The organism is Comamonas sp. 7D-2, assembly GCF_022749555.1.
GTDB lineage: Bacteria > Pseudomonadota > Gammaproteobacteria > Burkholderiales > Burkholderiaceae_C > Comamonas > Comamonas thiooxydans.
Window position 1 is genome coordinate 2,826,343 of sequence record NZ_CP094238.1, and the last position, 19,534, is coordinate 2,845,876.

The 19,534-nt window shown below is 58.5% G+C and carries 16 protein-coding genes; 9 read left to right on the top strand and 7 right to left on the bottom strand.

The genetic code is table 11. The features are described from left to right. Positions 1-238: 238 nt before the first annotated feature. The 5 genes from MPZ60_RS12975 (at position 239) to MPZ60_RS12995 (ending at position 7,782) form a co-directional block, all read left to right on the top strand. Positions 239-583 (top strand): DUF4148 domain-containing protein, encoded by a 345-nt coding sequence (locus tag MPZ60_RS12975; RefSeq protein WP_012838519.1) that lies wholly within the window; start codon positions 239-241, stop codon positions 581-583. A gap of 920 nt (positions 584-1,503) precedes the next feature. Beyond that, a complete protein-coding gene (locus MPZ60_RS12980; protein WP_003080381.1) occupies positions 1,504-2,736 on the top strand; it encodes a TolC family protein in 1,233 nt (410 codons plus the stop codon). Continuing rightward, positions 2,733-4,253, top strand: a complete 1,521-nt coding sequence (locus MPZ60_RS12985) for an efflux RND transporter periplasmic adaptor subunit (protein ID WP_003080380.1) — start codon at positions 2,733-2,735, stop codon at positions 4,251-4,253. Before MPZ60_RS12980 ends, MPZ60_RS12985 begins: the two co-directional genes overlap by 4 nt. Beyond that, positions 4,250-7,432 (top strand): efflux RND transporter permease subunit, encoded by a 3,183-nt coding sequence (locus MPZ60_RS12990; protein ID WP_034359533.1) that lies wholly within the window; start codon positions 4,250-4,252, stop codon positions 7,430-7,432. Before MPZ60_RS12985 ends, MPZ60_RS12990 begins: the two co-directional genes overlap by 4 nt. Positions 7,433-7,443: 11 nt before the next feature. Beyond that, a complete protein-coding gene (locus MPZ60_RS12995; RefSeq protein WP_003075106.1) occupies positions 7,444-7,782 on the top strand; it encodes a copper-binding protein in 339 nt (112 codons plus the stop codon). Between the two features lie 231 nt (positions 7,783-8,013). On the opposite strand, the gene MPZ60_RS13000 is transcribed toward MPZ60_RS12995, so the two are convergent. Further along, positions 8,014-8,985 (bottom strand): tyrosine-type recombinase/integrase, encoded by a 972-nt coding sequence (locus MPZ60_RS13000; protein WP_255777546.1) that lies wholly within the window; start codon positions 8,983-8,985, stop codon positions 8,014-8,016. Between MPZ60_RS13000 and MPZ60_RS13005 the strand changes: the two genes are divergently transcribed. Continuing rightward, positions 8,980-10,500 carry an IS3 family transposase gene (locus MPZ60_RS13005; protein ID WP_034402022.1) on the top strand — a complete coding sequence of 507 codons (1,521 nt, stop codon included), beginning with the start codon at positions 8,980-8,982 and terminating at the stop codon, positions 10,498-10,500. The two genes, MPZ60_RS13000 and MPZ60_RS13005, sit on opposite strands and share 6 nt — an antisense overlap. Before the next feature lie 52 nt (positions 10,501-10,552). Continuing rightward, positions 10,553-10,789 carry a LysR substrate-binding domain-containing protein gene (locus MPZ60_RS13010; protein WP_370688512.1) on the top strand — a complete coding sequence of 79 codons (237 nt, stop codon included), beginning with the start codon at positions 10,553-10,555 and terminating at the stop codon, positions 10,787-10,789. Between the two features lie 110 nt (positions 10,790-10,899). Here the strand turns inward: MPZ60_RS13010 and MPZ60_RS25235 are convergent, their stop codons facing one another. Next, positions 10,900-11,169 carry a hypothetical protein gene (locus MPZ60_RS25235; RefSeq protein WP_131392893.1) on the bottom strand — a complete coding sequence of 90 codons (270 nt, stop codon included), beginning with the start codon at positions 11,167-11,169 and terminating at the stop codon, positions 10,900-10,902. Positions 11,170-11,259: 90 nt separating this feature from the next. Continuing rightward, positions 11,260-12,243, bottom strand: a complete 984-nt coding sequence (locus tag MPZ60_RS13020; protein WP_034355402.1) for a DNA-binding protein — start codon at positions 12,241-12,243, stop codon at positions 11,260-11,262. A gap of 395 nt (positions 12,244-12,638) precedes the next feature. Between MPZ60_RS13020 and MPZ60_RS13025 the strand changes: the two genes are divergently transcribed. Then, positions 12,639-13,745 carry a site-specific integrase gene (locus tag MPZ60_RS13025; RefSeq protein ID WP_034355405.1) on the top strand — a complete coding sequence of 369 codons (1,107 nt, stop codon included), beginning with the start codon at positions 12,639-12,641 and terminating at the stop codon, positions 13,743-13,745. On the opposite strand, the gene MPZ60_RS13030 is transcribed toward MPZ60_RS13025, so the two are convergent. Then, complete coding sequence (locus MPZ60_RS13030) at positions 13,715-14,635, bottom strand: alpha/beta hydrolase (protein WP_034355408.1); 921 nt, start codon at positions 14,633-14,635, stop codon at positions 13,715-13,717. The genes MPZ60_RS13025 and MPZ60_RS13030 overlap by 31 nt on opposite strands. Before the next feature lie 187 nt (positions 14,636-14,822). On the opposite strand from MPZ60_RS13030, the gene MPZ60_RS13035 reads away from it, so the two are divergent. Then, on the top strand, positions 14,823-15,923 hold the full coding sequence (locus MPZ60_RS13035; RefSeq protein WP_242881679.1) for an OmpP1/FadL family transporter: 1,101 nt from the start codon (positions 14,823-14,825) through the stop codon (positions 15,921-15,923). A 53-nt stretch (positions 15,924-15,976) separates the two neighbouring features. On the opposite strand, the gene MPZ60_RS13040 is transcribed toward MPZ60_RS13035, so the two are convergent. The 3 genes from MPZ60_RS13040 to MPZ60_RS13050 all read right to left on the bottom strand — a co-directional run bounded on the left by MPZ60_RS13040 (position 15,977) and on the right by MPZ60_RS13050 (position 19,523). Next, positions 15,977-16,441, bottom strand: a complete 465-nt coding sequence (locus tag MPZ60_RS13040) for a VOC family protein (RefSeq protein WP_034355415.1) — start codon at positions 16,439-16,441, stop codon at positions 15,977-15,979. A gap of 69 nt (positions 16,442-16,510) precedes the next feature. Beyond that, on the bottom strand, positions 16,511-17,323 hold the full coding sequence (locus tag MPZ60_RS13045; protein WP_034355418.1) for a YdcF family protein: 813 nt from the start codon (positions 17,321-17,323) through the stop codon (positions 16,511-16,513). Positions 17,324-17,474: 151 nt separating this feature from the next. After that, positions 17,475-19,523, bottom strand: coding sequence for an acetyl/propionyl/methylcrotonyl-CoA carboxylase subunit alpha (locus MPZ60_RS13050; RefSeq protein ID WP_034355421.1), 2,049 nt, complete (start codon positions 19,521-19,523; stop codon positions 17,475-17,477). Between the last annotated feature and the right edge of the window lie 11 nt (positions 19,524-19,534).

Here is a 19,534-nt window from a genome sequence, read left to right on the forward strand (position 1 = left end):
GTATCTGTCTGCACATGCACTGGAGCACGCTGTGTACGTCAACTACGTTGGTCTTCGCTTTTCGCTTTGGGTTTATTGGTATGCAGATTTGGGGTAAGAGCTGCCGCGAAAAAGCTGACAACAATGTCACCGGACAGACCTGATTTTGTTGGGCTCCGACTCCTAAGATCAACCCATCTTCTCCTCACCTTGATCAAGGTCCAGGAGATGTGTTCATCAACTGTCTTAGGAGCCAACCATGTCTCAAAACCGCATCTCCATTTCCTCCGTACTCGCAAGCGTTGCTGCCGTTGTCACCCTGGCTCTTCCTGGAATGGCCTCTGCAGCCTACGAGCATCCAGCCAACAATGAACAAGGCGTGATCGTGCATCCGCAGCACTTTGAAAGCCAGAAAACCCGAGCTCAAGTCAAGGCAGAGACTGAAGCCGCCATGAAGCAGGGCCGCCTTTCTTACGGTGAAAGCAATTTCCCACGTGGAACTCCCGAGACAGGATCGAGCAAAACCCGCGAGCAAGTGATCAACGAAACGCGTAATGAATCGCCAGCTGCGCGAGATGCTCGCCTCCAATCATTTGCAGGCTGATCTCCATCAAAGACGCATGCATCGCGGATGCAGCTCTTTCCTGCATTTTTGTTCCGATCTACCGCAGAGGCCTCAAGCAACAGAGGCCTCTGCATGTAGAACATCAGCTTGAGCGAACTACAAATTTCCCGGAAGAATTTCGGCCCAGATGATCGCAATCATCACTTAGGCGGGCGACACTGGGTTCAACGATGCGCGGACTCACCGAGGCGGATATCGCTACCGAGCATCACATTGCATGTTTCCTCATCCATTAACTTGAGGATGGGACAGGACACCGCCTTCTTCAGAACTGAGTTGTGCATACGGTGTCGCGCTTCCTTCAGACACAGCTGTAGCGTTTGCTCCTAGGATGCGAGTTAACCACTGGCTTGCCGAAGATCTGTAGCATTTAAAGATCGGTAGCAACGTATGGCCTTCACCGCGTACCCCTGGTAGATTGACTACACTAACTGCTGCCATGCTACGAAGTCGCATTCACCGCCTATCCACCGCAGTCCTTGTGGTGCTTTCGCTGCTGTTCGCACAGCTGGCGTTGGCGGGTTACGTCTGCCCACAGGAGGAAGGCGTTGATGCAATGACGGCCAGGATGGAGGCCGGCATACCATGCGAAGGTATGGACCAACAGCAACCGGTTCTGTGTCATCAGTACACCAATGCCCCGGATGTGACCTTCGAAGCAGTCAAACTGCCCGTGGCGTCATTACCTGCCATCGTGCAGGTGTTGGAGCTGCCGCTAGTGCTCGAATTTGATGCTGCACTTGCAGTGTCCTGGCCCATCACCTTGGAGGTTCGACCGCCTCCGGACCCTCTTTTTCTCTCTACTCTCAGACTCAGAGTCTGATCACTCCGTCGACTGACTGGTGCTGGCGTGGCTTGTCCATACGCCGGCAATGCCCTCGTTCGTCCACGGAGTTTCCATGTCCCCTATTTTTTTGCGAGCAGCCTCCTTGGCTGCCGTATTTCTGCCGGCCGTTGCTGCTGCAGAATCGATTTCATTCGACCAGGCAATAAGCTTGGCCGTCCAACGCTCCGAAGCAGCCCGCGCAGCCCAGGCGGCGATGCAAGGCTCTGTCCATTCCATCCAGGCTGCGGGTCAGTTGCCAGATCCCATGCTGCGGGCCGGCATCGACAATTTGCCGGTTACCGGCTCAGACCGCTTCAGCGGTACCCGTGAGTCCATGACGATGAAGCGCATCGGTATCAGCCAAGAGTGGCTCTCCGCCGATAAACGAGCCGCACGCGAAGGTGCGGCTCGTGCACGGGCCGACCGCGATGCCGTACAAAAAGACATTGCCGAAGCCGAGGCTCGCCTGCAGGTCAGCATGGCGTATGTCGATGCTTGGTTCGCCACTGAAGCACTCAAGCTAACCACACAAACCGAGCATCACTTGCACGAGGAGCTGAATGCGGCAAAAAGCCGCATAGCAGCTGCCACAGGCAACAGCGCAGAAGCGTTGCAGCTCCTATCCGCCAAAGGGATTGCAGAGGATGAAAGCGAAGAGGTTCGCCAACAACAGTCTGCAGCCATGGTCAGTCTGCAACGCTGGATCGGCATTCTTCCCGATGCCCTCAACAAGCCACCTGCCTTCCCTGCTCCCGAGGAATGGGACTACGTGGCGAGATATCCAGCCGTCGCAGGCTTAAAAAGCGACGTCGAAATTGCTCGCCAGAGTGCAAACGTCGCAGCCAAGGAGCGCTCTCCCAACTGGACCTGGGAAGTGTCCTACGGCCAGCGCACTGGCTATTCCGATTTGGTTTCAGTCGGCGTCAGCATCCCGCTCCAAATCGCACCAAGCCAGCGCCAAGACCGCGAAACCTCGGCCAAGCTGGCCATGGTCGACAAAGCAGAGGCTGACCTGACGGAGGGAATGCGCGCAGCCATGGCCGATTACCGCACCTTGACTAGCGACGCCGCGCGCCTGCAGCAGCGTATCGAGAGATACCAAGGCTCCGTAGTGACTCCGGCCAGACAGCGCACTTCCGCCGCCCTGGCCGCCTACCGCTCAAATCAATTGGCCCTGACCGCCGTGTTTGAGGCACGACATGCCGAGGTCGAAGCTCAGAGAAAACTCCTCGCACTGCAGCGTGATTTGGTACGTACGCAGGCCCAACTAAACCTCAAACCCATCGCTCAGGGAGGTGCCCAATGAAGCGCACAGCACTGGTCACTTCATTGGTTACGGCAGGCGTACTGCTGGCAGCCGGTGGCTTCTTTATTGGCCGCTTGACCTCCGAAGGCGCTGCCCCCCAGGCCGTAGCCGCCTCGGAATCCAAGGCTCCCACAGGCGAGCGCAAGGTCCTCTACTGGCATGACCCCATGGTGCCGGGACCACGCTTTGACAAACCGGGCAAGTCGCCATTCATGGACATGCAATTGGTGCCCGTCTATGCGGACGATGCCAATGACACAGGTGTCAAAGTCAGTCCAACGGTGCAGCAGAACCTCGGCATTCGGACCGCGACGGTCAAGCGAGCCGACATCGGCGCGTCGTTCGACGCCGTTGGAACGGTGCAGTTCGATGAGCGTCTGAGTGTCGCCGTTCAGACCCGTGTTGCCGGTTATGTCGAGCATTTGGCTGTGCGCGCTCCCATGGAGCAGGTTCGCAAAGGTCAGGCTTTGGCCACCATTTTTGCGCCCGAGTGGCTGGGGCCACAAAACGAACTGCTCGCACTCAAGCGTTCAGGTGTACCTCAGGAGCTTATTACGGCAACCCGTGAGCGCATGCGCGCCATGTCCATCCCCGCAGAACTGGTACGCAAGAGTGAGGAAACCGGGGTCGCCCAAGCTCGCTATACCTTGCAGGCTCCGGTAAATGGCGTGGTGACGGAACTTGGTGTGCGAGATGGAGCCCAGGTGTCACCTGGCCTTACGTTGTTCCGTATCTCCGGCCTAGAGAAGGTCTGGGCCGTGGCTGAAGTGCCGGAAGCACAAGCCGTACGTCTGACGCGTGGCCAGAAGGTCAAGGCCGTTCTGCAAGCCGATGCATCCCAAACCTTCGAAGGCGAGTTGAAGGAAATCCTGCCACAGGTCAACGCCAGCACACGCACCCTGCAAGCGCGATTCGAGGTCGTTAACCGCAGCGGCAAACTGATACCCGGGTTGCTGCTGCGCCTGCAGGTCGGCGACGCTCCAGCCTCGCGCCTAGTCCTGCCTTCCGAAGCCGTCATCCGTACCGGCACCCGTGCATTGGTCATCGTCCGCAAGGAGTCTGGCAACTTCGAGCCTCGGGAAATCAAACTTGGCGAGGACTTGGGTGATCAATTGGAGGTGCTGCAAGGCTTGCGCGAAGGCGAAGAGGTGATTGCCAGCGGCCAATTCCTAGTGGACTCGGAAGCGCGGCTCAAGTCAGCTCTGGGAGCCATGGAGGCCGGGCAATCCCAGCCTGTGCCCGCTACGGCCACCGAAGCCCCCGACATCTTCCGCGCCGAGGGCAAGGTGGAAAGCATGGATGACGACGGGATCACGATCTCGCATGGCCCTGTGCCGGCTCTCAAGTGGCCCGCCATGACAATGAGCTTTGGCAAGGCCGACTCGATGACGCTCACGGGCTTGAAGCCAGGAGATCTGGTGCGCTTCGAGTTCCGAAAAGGCGGGCCCATGGATTGGGAAGTCATCTCCGTGCAGAAAAGCGGCAGCGCCGCTGGAACCACCGGAGGCGCCAAGTGATTGCTGCTCTGATCCGTTGGTCCATCACCAACCGCTTTCTAGTGCTGATTGCCACCGCGTTCCTCGTGGCGGTAGGCATCTGGTCGGCATCTCGCACCCCGGTCGATGCATTGCCGGACCTCAGCGACGTACAGGTGATCGTTCGCACCACCTACCCAGGCAAGCCGCCCCAGGTGGTGGAGGACCTCGTGACCTACCCGCTGACCACAACCATGCTGAGCGTACCTGGGGCTAAAACCGTCCGAGGCTATTCGTTCTTTGGCGACTCCTTCGTCTATATCCTGTTTGACGACAAGACCGATCCATACTGGGCACGGTCACGGGTGGTGGAGTATCTGAACCAGGTGCAAAGCCGCTTACCAGTAGGTGCGACAGCCGCGCTAGGCCCGGATGCCACTGGTGTGGGCTGGGTCTACGAGTACGCGCTGGTCGACCGCAGCGGCCATAACGATATTGGACAGCTGAGAGCCCTCAACGACTGGTTTCTGAAATTCGAGCTGAAAACCGTTCCGGATGTGGCGGAAGTCGCCAGCATCGGCGGCATGGTCCGCCAATACCAGGTGGTGCTCGACCCGGACCGCATGCGAACGCTCGCCATCACACAGTCCATGGTCGTGCAGGCCCTGCAGAAGGCCAATCAGTCGTCTGGCGGCTCGGTAGTGGAAATGGCCGAGACCGAGTACATGGTGCGCTCGCGCGGATTCCTTCAATCACTGGAGGACTTCCGTACCATCCCGATCACCCTCAGCGGAGCGACACCCGTGCTGCTGAGAGATGTGGCCATAGTCCAGATAGGCCCGGAAATGCGACGGGGCATCGCCGAACTAGATGGTGAGGGTGAAGTCACGGGAGGGGTAGTAGTCATGCGCTCCGGCAAGAATGCCCGAGCCACTATCGAAGCCGTCAAAGCCAGGCTGGAGACGCTCAAACCCAGTCTGCCCAAAGGCGTTGAGGTGGTGGAAACCTATGACCGCTCCAAACTCATTGATCGTGCAGTCGACAACCTGCGTGTCAAGCTTCTGGAGGAGTTCGCCGTCGTCGCCGTCGTCTGTGCCATCTTCCTATTCCACCTGCGCTCCGCGCTGGTGGCAGTTGTAACACTGCCTATTGGGGTGCTAGCGGCTTTTGGCGTGATGCACTGGCAAGGCGTGAGCGCGAACATTCTCTCGTTGGGCGGTGTGGCCATTGCTCTAGGGGCTATGGTCGATGCCTCGGTGGTCCTGGTCGAAGCTGCGCACAAGCATCTGGAGCACTTTGAAGAACGACATGGACGCCCATCGTCCGTGGCCGAGCGCTGGGAACTGATCGCGCAATCAGCCGTGGAGGTCGGTCCTGCGCTGTTCTTCTCGCTGCTGGTCATCACGCTGTCGTTCCTGCCCGTGTTCACCCTGGAGGCCCAGGAAGGACGGCTGTTCTCGCCACTGGCCTTCACCAAGACCTATGCGATGGCGGCTGCTGCTGGCTTGTCGGTGACTCTGGTTCCAGTGCTGATGGGATACCTCATTCGAGGACGCATTCCAAAGGAAACTGCGAACCCTATCAACAGAAGCCTTATCGCCATTTACCGGCCTGCTTTGGAGTTGGTTTTGCGTTTTCCTAAGTTCACGCTGCTGGCAGCGACATTGGCCCTGGCCATCACCGCAATTCCGGTCATGCGGCTGGGCGGTGAGTTCATGCCGCCGCTGGACGAAGGCGATCTGTTGTACATGCCCTCGGCGTTACCTGGTATTTCGGTCTCAAAGGCCGCAGAGTTGTTGCAACAGACAGACCGGCTTATCAAAACAGTGCCCGAGGTTCAGCGTGTGTTCGGCAAGGCGGGACGGGCAGATACTGCGACCGATCCTGCGCCGCTGGAGATGTTCGAGACCACGATCCAGTTCAAGCCACGTGAGCAATGGCGTCCTGGCATGACCCCGGAGAAGCTGGTTGAAGAACTGGACCGGGTGGTCAAGGTTCCGGGTCTATCAAACGTGTGGGTGCCCCCGATCCGCAACCGCATCGACATGCTGGCCACCGGCATCAAGAGCCCCGTCGGCATCAAGGTCGCCGGACCAGACCTCGCCACCATCGACAAGCTCGCGGCACAGATTGAATCCGCCGTGCGCGGAGTGCCTGGTGTTTCTTCCGCGTTAGCCGAACGCTTGACAGGGGGCCGGTACATTGACGTGGATGTGGACCGACAAGCCGCTGCGCGGTTCGGACTTTCTGTGGCAGACGTGCAGGCGGTCATATCCACAGCCATCGGTGGTGAGAATGTCGGAGAAGTCATTCAGGGTCGAGAGCGTTTTCCAGTGAACGTCCGCTACCCGCGCGAAATCCGCGATTCGCTGGAACGCCTGCGCAAGCTGCCTTTCGTGACAGACAAGGGTGCCACTGTGCTCCTGCAGGACGTTGCCAAGATCGTCATCGCAGAAGGCCCACCCATGATCCGCAGCGAAAACGCAAGGCTCTCGGGCTGGGTCTATGTCGATGTACGTGGCCGGGACTTGCGCTCCGTCGTCCATGACATGCAAGCCATTGTTGCCAAGCAGGTGGCCATGCCTGCCGGCTATGCCTTGTCGTGGTCTGGCCAGTTCGAGTACTTGGAGCGGGCTACGGAACGCCTGAAAGTCGTCGTACCACTCACTCTGGCTGTCATCTTCATGCTGCTCTACGTCCTGTTTCGCAGTGCAGGCGATGCCGCATTGGTCATGGCAGCAGTTCCATTCTCGCTTGTCGGTGGATTCTGGTTCATCTGGGCGCTCGGTCACGCGGTGTCGGTGGCCTCTGCCGTGGGGTTCATTGCCCTGGCCGGCGTTGCCGCCGAGTTTGGCGTCGTGATGCTGGTCTACCTGCAGAACGCCTGGAGACAGCATCTAGCCTCAGGCGAGCCGGACAATGAAGAAACGTTGCTGGCTGCCATTCGCGAGGGAGCCGTCATGCGCGTGCGGCCAAAGGCCATGACCGTGGCTGTAGTCATGGCGGGTCTGCTTCCTATTCTGGTCGGACATGGCACGGGCTCGGAAGTCATGACCCGCATCGCCGCACCGATGGTCGGCGGTATGGTCACGGCCCCCCTCCTAAGCATGCTGGTCATCCCAGCTGCCTGGTACTTGATCCATCGCAGGCGTCCATCAACTGGGCGCCACGCTCCAAACCAGACCCCTCCCGCAATCGAAGCTTCCAAACCGCATTTTTGAAAGACAGACTCATGAAGGCAAACCACATTCTTGCCACAGTTCTCGCTCTGGTCGCGTTCGCGGTAGTCCACGCCCAGGACTTGAAAATGCAGATGGCGCCTGGAACTGGAGCCTCTGCAGCCACCATGCCCCTCGTTGATGGCGAAGTCCGCAAGATCGACGTCCAAAAGAACCTTATCGTCTTGCGTCATGGAGATATCCCGAACCTGGCTATGCCCGCCATGACCATGGGGTTTGAGGTGGCCGACAAAAAGATGCTCGACGGCCTGCAGGTCGGTGACAAGGTGAAGTTCCAGGCCAAGGTCATCAAGGGTAAGGCCATAGTTACGGAATTGAAACCGAGCCGCTAATAAAAAATAGACTGCCCTACCCATGACAGTCTATTTTCTGAAAAGCCTCGTTTATACCGCAAGACACAGCAGATACGCTGCATTGCCACAAATTGGAAGAATGGCGCTACACATGCTGATTTGCTGACAGTGCAGCGGGTAGTGCTTTGAGACAATGGCTCTGCGATATTCAAAAGCTCAGGCGCGTAGAAAACGCGGAAATGCTACCGATTCAGCCTCAACGGGACAAGACTACCAACGCACATAGCGCTCGAAATTCGCGCCACGTGGATGGTGCTGATCCGCCATGGCACGAATATCCTCATGCAAGATAGAGACATAGTGTGCAGTCGTCTCTTGACGCTCATGACCCAGCAGTAACTGGATAGTGTGAAGAGACGCTTTTCCCTGGTGCAGATGCGACGCAAAGGCGTGTCGCAATGCATGGGGTGTCAAGCGAAGGCCGCATTCGCGGCCGTAACGGCTGACCATTCTGCGCAACTGGTAGTAACGGTAGTCTGGATAGCGTCCGCTACTAACAAACAGTTTGGATGTGGATCTTTTGCCATGGCCTCCGGCTGCAAGGATCGCTTGTCGCGCCGCTTTGTATTGAGCAAGCCAATACCTAGCATGTTCTCCAACGACAACCAAACGCTCTTTGCTCCCCTTTCCCCATATCTGCATGGGCTTGCCGCTGGCGGGGACCTGATCGAGCGTGATGTTCAGCAGCTCTCCTGCACGTAGTCCAGATCCATAAAGCAGCTCCAAAGCTGCGCGATCTCGCATGCCGTTGGCAGTTTTCGTGTCCGGTAGCTCCATCAGCTTAGCGATCGCGTTACTCGATGGTGGGCGACGTGGGCGGCGCAAGCCTCCGCGCAGTGGTAGCAGCGCGCGGTGAACGCCAAGGTCCACGATGCCGGACTCTTTCGCCCAACGGTACAGCCGCTGCAGCATCCATTGTTTGAGTCGTAGCGCCGACACTGATCTGGTGTCTTTCCAGCTAAGTAGGAATACCTGCAAGTCGTCGACCGTAGCATGTTCCCAAGAGCGGCCGGTCGCTTCAAACAGCCATGCGTTGAAAGCTCGCAACTGGATCTGGAGCACCTGAAGAGTGCTATCTGCCAGGCCCTCTTGAAAAAATAGATCGGTTGTTAATTTCCACGCAAAACTGACCCGCGGGGGATGCGGATGAAATCTTGGACTACTGAGAGGTAGTTCATGTATTCATACGAAGATCGAATCCGCGCGGTGACGCTCTACATCCAGCTAGGCAAACGAGTCGCGGCAACCATTCAGCAGTTGGGCTATCCCACCAAGAATTCGCTCAAGAGCTGGCACCGCGAGTACGAGCAGGGTCGAGCCTTGAAGACAGCGGTTGTTCGCCCACCGAAGTTCACCGCTGAGCAAAAGGCTCGGGCCGTCGAACACTATCTGACGCACGGGCGCTGCGTGGCTTTCACAATCAAGGCTCTTGGCTATCCCGGGAGGGCCTCACTTCACGCTTGGGTTCAAGAGCTCAATCCCCGGGCTCGGCCACGCCTGCTTGGAGCATCGTCGAACGAGCAGAAGCACGCTGCGGTGCTTGCACTGTGCACACGTCAAGGACGCGTCCAAGCCATTGCTGACGACGTTGGCGTGTGTCGAGAGACGCTGTACAACTGGCGCAATCAACTATTGGGGCCAGAGGCTCTCGCATCGATGAAGCGCTTCAATGATTCTTCAACGGGTTCGGAGCTGTCCCAGTTGGAGCAGCAACTCCAGACGCTACGTCGTCAAGTGAGGCGGTTGCAGTTGGAACAGGAGTTATTGAAGAAGGCGAACGAGCTCCTAAAAAAGGACCAAGGCATCGACCTTCATCTCCTGAGCAATCGTGAGAAGACACTTCTGGTTGATGCCCTGCGCCATGAATACTCACTTGCCGAGTTGCTCGCCTCGCTAGTTCTGGCTCGCAGCTCGTACTTCTACCATCGAGCTCGGCTCAACGCTGACGAAAAGTATGTCGCGGTGCGCCGAACGATCACGGACATCTTCGAGCGCAACCATGGCTGCTATGGCTACCGTCGCATCCAGGCCTCACTGGTCAGGCAATGCGTGTGGATCTCGGAGAAGGTGGTCCGGCGCCTGATGAAGCAGGAAGGGCTGGTGGCCGCTGCGCCCAAACGACGCCGCTACGGCTCCTACTTGGGAGAGATTAGCCCTGCACCTGAGAACTTGCTGAATCGCGACTTCAATGCCACTGCGCCTAACCAGAAGTGGCTGACCGACATCTCGGAGTTCCAACTACCCGCCGGCAAAGTCTACCTGTCGCCCATGATCGATTGCTTCGATGGAATGGTGGTGAGCTGGTCTATCGGAACACGCCCCGACGCTGAACTGGTCAACACGATGCTGGATGCCGCGATCGCCAAGCTCAATGACAGCGAAGTGCAACCTGTGGTTCACTCAGACCGTGGTGCCCACTATCGCTGGCCAGGATGGTTGTCACGAATCGCTGATGCCAAGTTAGTGCGCTCGATGTCACGTAAGGGGTACTCACCGGACAATGCGGCCTGTGAAGGCTTCTTCGGGCGGCTCAAAAACGAATTGTTTTATGCCCGCGACTGGCAAACCACGAGCATTGAGCAGTTCACGCAAGCTCTGGACGCGTACATCCGTTGGTACAACGAGCAACGGATCAAGATCTCGTTAGGGGCACGGAGCCCTGTTGAGTACCGCAGGGCCCTCGGGATTGCTGCATAACCGTCCAAGATTTATGCCGCATCCCCACCGGGGGCTAGTGGGTCACTTCTGGGTGGAAATCAACAAATTGGCCACCGTGATGGGACTGGTGCAAGCCGGACTAGGCATCACCGTAGCTCCCGCGCTGAGCCTATTTCACTTTGATAAGCCTGGGCTGGTGGCGCGGCACCTGCTGCTGCCGGGTATGGACCGGCAGATCTATATGGTCCGGAAGCGAGAGCGCAGCCTTTCATTGGTGGCTGAAGCACTTTATCGATTGATGCAGGACATGGCTCCTTCAAACGCTTGACTTGGAGACCGCCGTGAACAGTCACTCAGCAGCTTTGTGCTTGTATACGCTGGCCCCTTAGCAAGCCACTCTCGTTTGCGCGCCGCAGACATGCATTATCAGCCAATAGATCAGATCGCCCTCACCCCAATCAAGGTGTAGTAATCGACCGCATTTTCATCTCTTTGCGGAGGTGTTCCCAACTCACGATACAGCGTTGTTTCACGACGTCGTATCAGTTGCTTGAGCGTGTGCTTGTACTCGTCTGCTTCATCCATCAGCGCAAACAACTCCACGGACTCGCCCGGCATGGAATCGCCGGCCATTTCGCGGATGATGTTGCCGATTATTCTTTTCAAAATACTCAGGGCTCTACAGTTAGGCTTGGCATTGACCGCCAATATTGACAAGCCGCCAGCAGAAGCCGGCGGTCAAGTCTGTGGCGCCGAGACTGAGCTGAGCTCAGCTGCAGCCTAAGTTGCCGGATCCGGTTAGCGCAAGGTTCGCCGGTTAATGGAGCGCCGGGTTGCCGCCAGATTGCTTCGACGCGCCAGGGGTTGGGCCACATTTGGATCCGCTACATTGGCTGTAGCCGCCAGTCTTTGCTGCGCCTCCAGCAAGCTCTTGAGATCGGCAGCACGCTCCTGTGCCAATGCTGCCGTGTTCTGTGCGGTCTGCAACTGGGCATGCAGATTCAGGATCTCCTGCTCAGACTGTTCAACGCGAGTTTGCAGCTCTTGATAGCGAGAGTCCGCCTTGCGCTCCTGGTCCTGCAGGCTTTTTCTCGCTGCCGTGAGTTCCTGCCGCGCACGATCAACCTCGTTGAGCATATGGCGCTCGTTGCCCGCGTACTGTTCGGCCATGCGCTGGCGCTCGGCGGCGGCCGACTGAATTTCCTCGCTGTGCTTTTGCTGCTGCAACTCGCGCTGGCGTATGGCATTGCTCAGCTCATCACGTAGTTCTTCCAGGCGCTGATCGCGTTCCTGTAGCGTTTGCTGCATTTCGTCAAGACGCCGGGCCAAGTCTTGGGCGTGATTTTGAGCTGCCTGCAGGGCTTGATTCAGCGCATCTTTTTGCGCTTCCATGGTGGCCTGGCGCTGCGCGAGTTGCTCCTGTTGCGCCACAAATGCCTGCTCTGCAGCTTTCAAAGCCTGTTCACGAAGATCCAAAGCCTTGCTGGCTGCGGCTTTCGCCTCTTCCTGTGCCGTATTCCAGAGCTCTTCCGCTAGACGCTGCACAGGGTCCGGCACCGATTGCAACACGGAGGGGTCCTGCTCTCCCGCCACGCCCAGACGACGGCCCAGCGTTGCAAACCAGGTCTCCAGCATGGGACTGACCGTATTGGGAGAGCCTCGCCCTATCTGCTGACGCACCCGCTCTATGGTCGGACGCAGCCCCTGGGCAATCAAAGCATCCGCTGCAGCCCAGACATCGGACTCCTGAACACCTCTTGACGTAGTTTTGCTTGTATTCATATCTATTTTTCAAATAACTAACGATAAGTGATTGTTATCGCGACCTATACTTTTCATACGTAATACACAATACATTTTATGTATTAAATATTACGTATGAAATTTTCATACAGATGACAACATACATTACCGCGTTTTCAGCATCTGAATTTGTAGATAGAGGGAGTTTTCCATTGAGCGAGAGAGATTTCTTTGATTCGTCTACATACTCGCCGCCGTATCGCTGGCGCAGTTGCTTGCGAGGCTCCTGCGTTTCACCTTCGGCATGCCGTGCCAGGTCTTGCTAATCGCTTCTGGAAATTGCCGCTCAAAGCCGCCCAGCTTCTACAGACTTCTTGACAGGCTGGCGCCAATCAACAGCGTCTGGCAGAGGAAGTCCGGGCGAAAATAGCGCCATGGATTCAAGCAAGCCCTCGCCCTTCCCTGCTCCTGTGACTTTTGATGCCAACCGCCTGCAGATACAGGATGTGCTGGAGTCCGCTCTTCCCCCCAAAGCGCATGAAGCCATCAAGGAACTGATGCATGAAGGCGAATCCAGCAATACGCGCAGCAGCTATCAAAGCGCCATGCGTTATTGGGCAGCCTGGCACCTGCTGCGCCTTGGCCAGCCCATGCAACTGCCGCTGCAGGTTTCCACGGTGCTGCAATTCATCATCGACCATGCCCAGAGGCAGAGCGGTGCCGGCCTGCTTCATGAGATGCCGCCCGAAATCGATGAAGCCCTGGTTGCAGCCGGCTACAAGGGCAAAAAAGGGGCGCCTTCACACAGCACGATGGTGCATCGCATGGCCGTGATGTCCAAGGCGCATCAGGTGCATGCCATGCCCAATCCCTGTCAGGACGGGGCAGTCAAGGAGCTGATGTCGCGCACGCGCAAGGCCTATGCAAGGCGTGGCGAGTTGCCGCAGAAGAAAGAGGCGCTGACGCGCGATGTGCTGGAGGAGTTGCTGGCAAGCTGCGATGACAGCTTGCGCGGCCTGCGCGATCGGGCGCTACTGCTGTTTGCCTGGGCAAGTGGCGGGCGTCGCCGTTCCGAAGTGGCTGGCGCCGATATGCGTTTCCTGCGCACTGTGGCTAATGGGGAGTTCATCTACACCCTGAGTCATAGCAAGACCAACCAGAGCGGCACCGATGCCCCCGAGAATCACAAGCCCGTTACCGGCCGTGCCGCCATTGCCTTGAAAGCATGGCTTGATGGCGCACGGATTACCGAAGGACCTATCTTCAGGCGCATCCGCAAAGGAGGCCATGTGGCAGAGCCACTGACTCCCGCTGCTGTACGAAACATCGTCAAAGAACGCTGTGCGCTGGCTGGTGTGGAAGGAGACTTTTCGGCACACTCGCTGCGCTCAGGATTTGTGACCGAGGCCGGCAGACGCAATCTGCCGCTGGCTGACACCATGGCATTGACCGGGCACCATAGTGTGAACACCGTACTCGGTTACTTCCGCGCAGACTCGGCACTCAACAATCAGGCCGCGCGCATGCTGGATGAGGACTGATCAAGCCCCATCAACTGCAGTGCAGTTTGATGAACGGCGGATTGCGGATTGGCCAGTTGCAGCGGCAAATCAAAGTGGTTGGTCGCCGGCGCCTCCACCCATTGCCCCGGCAGACAACGCGCCTGCCATGCAGCCAGATATTCGCGCGACTGGCGCTTGAATTCATGGCTTTCAAACTCGCCACAGCTCACGCGCAGCTGACACTGAGCATGCGTACTAGCATCAGGCAGCAGAAAGCGCGGGCTGTTGCGTATCGCGGCAGCATCGTCGAGCTGCATCCAACCGTTGATATGGGTTGTCAGCAGCGGCTGCAGGTCGAACAGACCGCTCAAGGTCAATACCGATCGAGGCACGGCCTGCACCGGCAAGTCATAGTCTTGCTGCCACCCCCTGGCCAGCAACATGGCTGCCAGATGTCCACCGGCCGAGCTGCCGCAGACACAGATATTGCTGGCATCGCCGCCGTAGATGGCAATATTTCGCACCACCCAGGCATAGGCCTGGCGCATCTGATCGACGATATGGTCCAGCGTGACAGCCGGAGCCAGATCGTAGTCAGGCACCACGACGATAGCACCCTCCCGCGTCAACGCGGGTGCCATGAATGCCGAATCATCCTTGCTCAAGGCCTTCCAGTAGCCGCCGTGAATGAAGATGAGAACAGGCGCAGCTTGTGCTTTCGCTGCCTGAGTTGTGGGCAGATAGATATCCAGAACATCCATAGCCCTGGGGCTGTAGCGCTGGTTGCGAACTGTGCCAGGCAATGCAAACGCGGCCTGGCTTTCCTGCGTGTAGCGCACCAGATACGCAAGCGGATCCTGCACGCTGGCGCGGGCGTTGAATTGGCGGTCGTAGTAAGCAGTCGTGAGGACGGTCGAGATGGAGGTCATTTTTCTGCGCGGCTTTGGGCGTCGGGCGGCGATCACTCGCAGCGCACAGCATAAGCCACGCTGGTAGCTCTCTGGAGCCTCGAAAGCGTCAACCGAACGAGCCTGCATCCTCCAATTAGACCTATGCGCCTGTCACTTAGACACATTAAATTACATTCATGCAACTGGAATCAGAGCGTTGGAGCAGGTGTTGAGAAAAGCAAAAGCGGGGGCTGGCTGTGCAGCCATGATGTGGGGGCTCTGCGCCCAGGCCGGCGGCCTTGATAGAACAGGCCAGGATCTCGGACCTCTATTTGAGAACGGCAGCTATCTTTCCGTAGAGACCTATACGGTTCGGCCCCGGATCCAGGGCACGGATGCTTTGGGCAAGTCCACTGGGCAAGTCGCCGACGATTACACCCAATGGGGCTTTGCATACAAGCAGGATGTGAATCCACGCACCTCGGTGCTGCTCATGCTGAGCAAGCCTTTTGGCCTCGACATCGCTTACAGCCCTCTGCAATCGCCTCTTTTTGGCGGCACGCAGGCCCGTGTGAGCAGCCACGAGCTCATGGGAGCCCTGCGCTACCGCTGGGATGAGCACTGGGCTGTACATGGCGGGCTGCGTCTGCAGCGCACCGAAGGGCATGTCGCTCTGGGGGGGATGGTGTTTGGAGCACTCAATGGATACCGGGTGGACTTCAGACCCAGTACTGAGCCTGGCTACTTACTAGGCATGAGCTATGAGCGCCCGGATATGGCTTTGCGCGTCGCTGCAACCTATTACTCTGCCATCAAGCACAAGATCGCTACCCGTGAAAACCTATGGCCGGGCGAAACAAGGACGGCATCGACTGCCCCGCAAAGCTTGAACCTGGATATCCAGACAGGCATCACGCCAGGCACTATGCTCTTTGGACAGATCCGCTGGACCAACTGGTCACAATTCAGGCTGTATCCGCAGACCTTGGCGGCGGTACTGCCAGGCCACAGCCTGGCAGACATGGAGGACACCACCACCTACACGCTGGGTCTTGGGCAGAGGCTGGCTGCGAACTGGTCCGGCTTTGTCGCCGTAGCTTATGACAAGCGCAGCGACAAGGCCGCGCTGTCGCCATTGCGCCCCACCGACGGCCGCCTTGGCTACACCGTAGGGGTGAGCTATCAGCAAGGCCAGTTCAAGCTCACGCCCTGGCTGAGCTACCAACGTCTGGGCTCGATAGATATTTCCAGCGGCGGCACGACCCTGGCGACCTTCGATGCCGAGTCCGCCACGGCGTTCGGGATCAAGCTCGGCTATCAGTTCTGAGAGCAGTCGCAGCGTTCACGCTGCTGCAATCTGACAGCCGATGCCCGAAGCGCTCAACCCAGCGCCGCAATCACGTCGGCCGGAGCCTGCACCAGCTCGATCAGCACGCCCTCGCCGGCAATCGGAAACTCGTCATTGCTCTTGGGGTGCAGGAAAGTGATGTCATAGCCTGCCGCTCCCTTGCGGATACCGCCAGGAGCAAATCGCACGCCATTGGCCGTCAGCCATTCCACGGCCTTGGGCAGGTCGTCGATCCACAGGCCGATGTGGTTCAGCGGCGTGGCGTGCACAGCGGGCTTTTTCTCGATGTCCATGGGCTGCATGATGTCCACTTCCACCTTCATCGCGCCCCGTCCCATGGACAGTATGTCCTCGTCCACGTTTTCGCGCTCGCTCTGAAAGGTGCCGGTCTGCTCCAGACCCAGCATGTCCACCCACAGCTTTTTCATGCGCTGTTTATCGGTACCACCGATGGCGACTTGCTGAATGCCCAGAACCTTGAAAGGACGATTGCTCATGAATGACTCCTTGATTGATAGCTTAAATCGCAATACTGGTATGCGCTAGAGCCGTTATTTAATAAAATATCAGACCTCGCCCAGCAACCAGCTGCTGGCCATGGCAAAGTATTCGCGCAGCCAGGCATTGAAACGTGTGGCCAAGGGCGTGGGCGCCGCCACAGGATAGACCTCGGGCAGATCCTGGCGCTTTGCAATGTCCATGGCGCGCATCAGATGAAAGTCGCTGCTGACCATGGCCATGGGCGCATCCGCAGCCACGCCGCGCTCGGCCAGCAAGGGCCGGCTGAGCTTCAGATTCAGCTCGGTACTGGTGCTGAGCTTTTCCAGCACCAGCCGCTGTGCAGCAATACCGTGACGCTGCTGTAGATAGCGAGCCATGATCTCGGCCTCCGACTCTTTTTCACCCCAGTCCACACCGCCGCAAACGGCGATCAAGGCCTGGGGCTGCAGCTTGGCCAGTTCCGCGGCCGTATCCAGCCGCGCGGCCAGCACCGGCCTGGGATAACCATCGAGCGTACCGCTGCCCAGCACTACGATGGATTGAACGGGCGGCACTTGCTGCGGCGAAAGGCCCAGGCCGGACAGGCGGCTCCAGAACCAGAACAGGCTGATCAACCACAGCGCCAGAACAACCCAGCCCAGCGACCACAGCCTTTGACTCAAGGGTCTGGACGCACGCCAATGCTGCACTGAGCGCCATTTCCAGCTCAGCCAAAAGGCCCCGGCACCCAGCATGGCGGGCAGCACCACGCCCACATTGAAATGCCCCATGCCCATCAGTACCAGTGCATCGGCCAATAGCAGCGCTCCCAGCAAAGCCAGCAGTGCGCGCGCGCATCTGGCTGGGCGGGAGATCGAGGTATCTGCTTTCAATGTCATAGCTGCTGGCTCATATTGGATAAGGGGTAGAGCCGATATTATTGAAAACTGCAAAGCCCGCAGAGCCCAAGCCCTGCGGGCTTTTGCTTCGGGGCCTGATCTGCAGCCCGGCCGCATGCCAGTGCCGGACCCAGGCCCCGAAAAGCGCTCATCACTCAAATTCCAGAATGATGTCGTCCACCGCCAGCGAATCTCCCTTGGCGGCGCTGATCTTGCTGACCACACCGTCCTGGGCTGCGAACAGAATGTTCTCCATCTTCATGGCTTCGATGACGGCCAGCTTCTCGCCGGCCTGCACCTTCTGGCCGGGCTGCACGGCCACATCGACCAGCAGGCCTGGCATGGGCGAGAGCAGAAACTTGGACAGATCGGGCGGTGCCTTGTAAGGCATGAGCTTGTGCATCTCGGCACCCTTGGGCGAGAGCACCAGCACATCGGCTTGCGTGCCGTTGTGGATGACGCGCAGAGCCAGCGGGTTCTTGCCGTTGCCGCGCTCGATCTGGCAGGTGAACGCCTTGCCGTTGCAGACGCCGCGCACCACCAGATCGCGAATATCGGCATTGCTGCGGAATTCGTAGGCCTTGTCGTCGATCACCACCTTGCAGACGCGGGCCTGGGCATCAAAGTCGGTCACCTCGCCAGTCACATACTGGTTCTTGCCTTCAGCCCCCAGAACCACGGCGGTGTACTTCTCGCCCACCTGCACCTGGTGGCCTTGCATCTGGCCGGTGATGGTCGATGCACGCGCACGGTAGCGGCGATTGCGGAACAGGGCCAGAGCCACCAGGAAGTCGGGATCATCGTGGGGCACGTCCTCGGCATGGAAGCCGTCGGCATAGTGCTGGGCGATGAAACCGGTGTTGAACTTGCCCGAGACAAAGTCCGGGTGCGCCAGCAGGGCCGCCTGGAACGGGATGTTTGAGCTGATGCCGCGGATGGCAAAACCGTTGAGTGCTTCGCGGGCCTTGGCGATGGCATCGTTGCGATCCTTGCCATGCACGATGAGCTTGGCAATCATCGAATCGTAGTACATGGGGATCTCGCCACCGTCATAGACGCCGGTATCCACACGCACGCCGTTCAGGTGCTCGGTGTCGGACTGCCACATGGTCTGCTCGGGCGGCGCAAATCGCACCAGGCGGCCGGTCGAAGGCAGGAAATTGCGGAACGGGTCTTCGGCGTTGATACGGCACTCGATGGCCCAGCCGTCGCGCTTCACATCGGCCTGGGTGAAAGACAGCTTTTCGCCGGCGGCCACGCGGATCATCTGCTCGACCAGATCGAGGCCGGTGATACATTCGGTCACCGGGTGCTCCACCTGCAGACGGGTGTTCATCTCCAGGAAGTAGAAGTCCTGGTCCTTGCCGACCACGAACTCCACGGTGCCGGCGCTCTGGTATTTGACGGCCTTGGCCAGGGCCACGGCCTGCTCGCCCATGGCCTTGCGGGTTTCGTCACTGATGAAGGGCGAAGGCGCTTCCTCGATCACCTTTTGGTGACGGCGCTGGATCGAGCATTCGCGCTCGTTCAGGTAAACCACATTGCCGTGGCTATCGCCCAGAATCTGGATTTCGATATGGCGGGGCTCCTGAACAAATTTCTCGATGAAGATACGGTCATCGCCAAAGCTGTTGCGAGCCTCGTTCTGGCAGGAGGCAAAACCTTCAAAGGCTTCCTTATCGTTGAAGGCCACGCGCAGACCCTTGCCGCCGCCACCGGCCGAAGCCTTGATCATCACGGGGTAGCCTATGCCCTTGGCGATTTCCACTGCCTGCTCGGGGCCTGCGATGGCGTCGTTGTAGCCAGGGATGGTGTTGACTTGGGCTTCGCCGGCCAGCTTCTTGGAGGCAATCTTGTCGCCCATGGCAGCAATGGAATGCGACTTGGGCCCGATGAAGGCAATGCCCTCTTCTTCGCAGCGCTTGGCAAAGCCCTCATTTTCCGAGAGAAAACCGTAGCCGGGGTGCACTGCCTGTGCGCCGGTCTGCTTGCAGGCTTCAATGATTTTCTCGCCCAGCAGATAGGACTCGCGACTGGGTGCAGAGCCCAGGCGCACGGCCTCGTCGGCCAGCTTGACATGGCGCGCGTCCTTGTCGGCGTCGGAATAGACCGCCACGGTCTGGATGCCCATCTTGCGCGCGGTGGCGATGACTCGGCAGGCGATCTCGCCACGGTTGGCGATCAGAATCTTGGTAAACATGGATATATCTC

Excerpts from the sequence above, each read along its gene's own strand:
- MPZ60_RS12975 (WP_012838519.1), top strand. The coding sequence starts at position 239 with ATGTCTCAAAACCGCATCTCCATTTCCTCCGTACTCGCAAGCGTTGCT.
- MPZ60_RS12980 (WP_003080381.1), top strand. The coding sequence starts at position 1,504 with ATGTCCCCTATTTTTTTGCGAGCAGCCTCCTTGGCTGCCGTATTTCTG.
- MPZ60_RS12985 (WP_003080380.1), top strand. The coding sequence starts at position 2,733 with ATGAAGCGCACAGCACTGGTCACTTCATTGGTTACGGCAGGCGTACTG.
- MPZ60_RS12995 (WP_003075106.1), top strand. The coding sequence starts at position 7,444 with ATGAAGGCAAACCACATTCTTGCCACAGTTCTCGCTCTGGTCGCGTTC.
- MPZ60_RS13005 (WP_034402022.1), top strand. The coding sequence starts at position 8,980 with ATGTATTCATACGAAGATCGAATCCGCGCGGTGACGCTCTACATCCAG.
- MPZ60_RS13020 (WP_034355402.1), bottom strand. The coding sequence starts at position 12,243 with ATGAATACAAGCAAAACTACGTCAAGAGGTGTTCAGGAGTCCGATGTC.
- MPZ60_RS13025 (WP_034355405.1), top strand. The coding sequence starts at position 12,639 with ATGGATTCAAGCAAGCCCTCGCCCTTCCCTGCTCCTGTGACTTTTGAT.
- MPZ60_RS13030 (WP_034355408.1), bottom strand. The coding sequence starts at position 14,635 with ATGACCTCCATCTCGACCGTCCTCACGACTGCTTACTACGACCGCCAA.
- MPZ60_RS13040 (WP_034355415.1), bottom strand. The coding sequence starts at position 16,441 with ATGAGCAATCGTCCTTTCAAGGTTCTGGGCATTCAGCAAGTCGCCATC.
- MPZ60_RS13045 (WP_034355418.1), bottom strand. The coding sequence starts at position 17,323 with ATGACATTGAAAGCAGATACCTCGATCTCCCGCCCAGCCAGATGCGCG.
- MPZ60_RS13050 (WP_034355421.1), bottom strand. The coding sequence starts at position 19,523 with ATGTTTACCAAGATTCTGATCGCCAACCGTGGCGAGATCGCCTGCCGA.